This window comes from Hallella faecis (assembly GCF_018789675.1).
Taxonomy (GTDB): Bacteria; Bacteroidota; Bacteroidia; order Bacteroidales; family Bacteroidaceae; genus Prevotella; species Prevotella faecis.
Window position 1 is genome coordinate 1 of record NZ_JAHKBE010000112.1, and the last position, 2,238, is coordinate 2,238.

Annotated in this window: 2 protein-coding genes; one reads left to right on the forward strand and one right to left on the reverse strand. The window is 45.8% G+C overall.

Annotated features, from left to right (window positions below):
• Positions 1–121 precede the first annotated feature (121 nt).
• Positions 122–1,033 (forward strand): hypothetical protein, encoded by a 912-nt coding sequence (locus tag KM934_RS12620; protein ID WP_215760960.1) that lies wholly within the window; start codon positions 122–124, stop codon positions 1,031–1,033.
• On the opposite strand, the gene KM934_RS12625 is transcribed toward KM934_RS12620, so the two are convergent.
• Positions 1,022–2,062, reverse strand: a complete 1,041-nt coding sequence (locus KM934_RS12625) for a site-specific integrase (RefSeq protein WP_252345006.1) — start codon at positions 2,060–2,062, stop codon at positions 1,022–1,024. The two genes, KM934_RS12620 and KM934_RS12625, sit on opposite strands and share 12 nt — an antisense overlap.
• Positions 2,063–2,238: the final 176 nt, after the last annotated feature.

Genomic DNA, 2,238 nt, shown 5'->3' on the forward strand with positions numbered 1-2,238 from the left:
TCTAATGGCGGTCATTAGAAAATGACAAGAAACTTTTTCTAATGACCGATTTGGGGTTATAAGAGCCAACAAGTCAAAGGCTTTGGTCTATGATACATTTCGGGAATTGATTGACAAGGCAATGACGTTGAAGATTAGCGGTTATTACAAGTCTACGGGGCATAGCGGACATGGATACAGCGAGTCTTTCAGCCGTGGCTATCCAGTTGGAAGTGACGGAAACAGACTTTTTTATTGCAAGGAGATTGATACCTATTTTATAATGTACTGCTACAAATCAGAATTTGTCAGCAAGCATAATGGCATGAAGTGGTACAAGTATTATAACCGTCTGATGCCTGTAAATCAGTTCGGAGATTATTTTGTTGATAATGATGCTGACGATATTGAACTGAAAATCGTTCCTGCATGGATAGAGGGTACTGACGACAAGTATGGCAATTGTATGTTTCTCGACTGCGGAGAGTTGGGCAGTAGAGAAACATGGACTATATCGGAAGACGGTACGGGTTCTTCTGGCTCTGCATCTTCTGGAATCTACATAGGACAAAGGCCGAACAATGAAGGGCAATTATCATCGGTACGCTATCACGATGATGTCGACTATGATGCCGGAGACTTGGCACAAGGCACTGCAAGCTATGTGATTAGCAAAGGAGAAACCGAGAAGTCATCTGCATACTTTGATGTTATATATGTCGGCTTTTGGAGTGGACATTATCTTTTCGGCGGTAATCAGCCACATCCTATAATAGATAAGGTGGAGGTTACTGACTCGTTTGGGTATAACAGAACTCTATTCACCTTGCGATTGAAAGACGGCATAGCCAATTCTATGCGCTTGTCAATGCACAAGATTGATGGAAAGCAGAAGTTCCATTTCTCTTTCCTCTCTGACACAATACCTAATCCTCGTGCATTGTTCTACATACGTGGGCAGAGGTATATATGCGAAAAAATAACTGCCACCTTCCATGAGTCGGGAAAGTCGCAGTTACTAAAGGGAATATTCTATCGTGTCTTAGCTGATTGAACGCTGCAGGGCTGTGGCATGGCGCTCGATGGTGGTGCGCAGCACCTTGGCGTAAATCTGTGTGGTCTTGATGTCCTGGTGCCCAAGCATACGAGCCACATTCTCTATAGGCACGTCGTGAGCCAATGCCATTGTAGCGAAGGAGTGGCGACTCATGTGGAAAGTCAACTTCTGCCTGAAGTGCAGCTCCATCTGTATCACATGAAGGTAGTCGTTGGCTTTCTGATTGCTTATCTTAGGCAGTTGGTAGTCGTACTTCTCAAGCACCTTCATGGCAGGAGAGAGGATAGGCGTGAAGAACTTTGTTTCAGTCTTGATACGGCCACCATCGATGTAGTACATCTTGCCTTCCTTCTTCGTCATGCTCTCGAAGTCGAAGGTCTGTGTGTCGCAGAACGACAGACCAGTATAGGCAGCGAAGATGAAGAGGTCACGCACCCTGGCAAGTTTGCCCTCGAACTTGTAGTTGCGCATGAGGTTCAGTTCAAGTTCGGTGAGCGGTTCACGCTCACGGCACTTGCCTCGCTTCAACGTCACCACTTGATAAGGATCCTGTGGAATTTCGCCCATCTGATAAAGTTGGCGAACCCACTTGTGGATTTTCTTGTGGTAGCCGTAACACGTCACATCGGTACGGTTGCCATCATGCAGCCAGTTGTCAAAGGCGATGATGTTCTTCGGAGTCAAGTCGCCATAGGTGTTGAGCTTACCGAATGTGCGCACGGTTTCAATGGCACAAATCTTGTGCTTGCGTGTACCTTCGCGCAAATCTTCATTGGCGAGAGCTTCCTCCATAAAGTCGAGAAAGCTCTTTCCACTTTTCTCCGACTCTTTGGGCTGCTCCTCCTTTACTTCCACCTTAGGCTTCTTGTCTTCGCCATTGAAGTGATACATGAAATTGTCGTAGGTACGCTCTTCATCAAGAACGTCCATCGCAGCAATGATTTTCTTACACTTTGCTACCAGAGCTTGTGTTTCGGGCGAAGCTGCTGCTGCTTGCCAGTCGTCGGGTGAATACTTGCCAATCATAATGTATTTACGAGTGGCACGTCCAAGATAAACTTGCACTTCCAAAAATCCGTAACCCCTCTTCTCGGAGTTTTTTCTACGGTCGAAGACGACCTCTACCAATTCCTTCTTCATCGTTAAAGTAGGGGTTGTCGTTTAATTCTAAGAATTCAATATCTATAGACGAGGGTATGCCT

What these genes read in the sequence shown, in the direction of transcription:
- KM934_RS12620 (WP_215760960.1), top strand. Translation starts at nt 122, where the DNA reads ATGACGTTGAAGATTAGCGGTTATTACAAGTCTACGGGGCATAGCGGA.
- KM934_RS12625 (WP_252345006.1), bottom strand. Translation starts at nt 2,062, where the DNA reads ATGATTGGCAAGTATTCACCCGACGACTGGCAAGCAGCAGCAGCTTCG.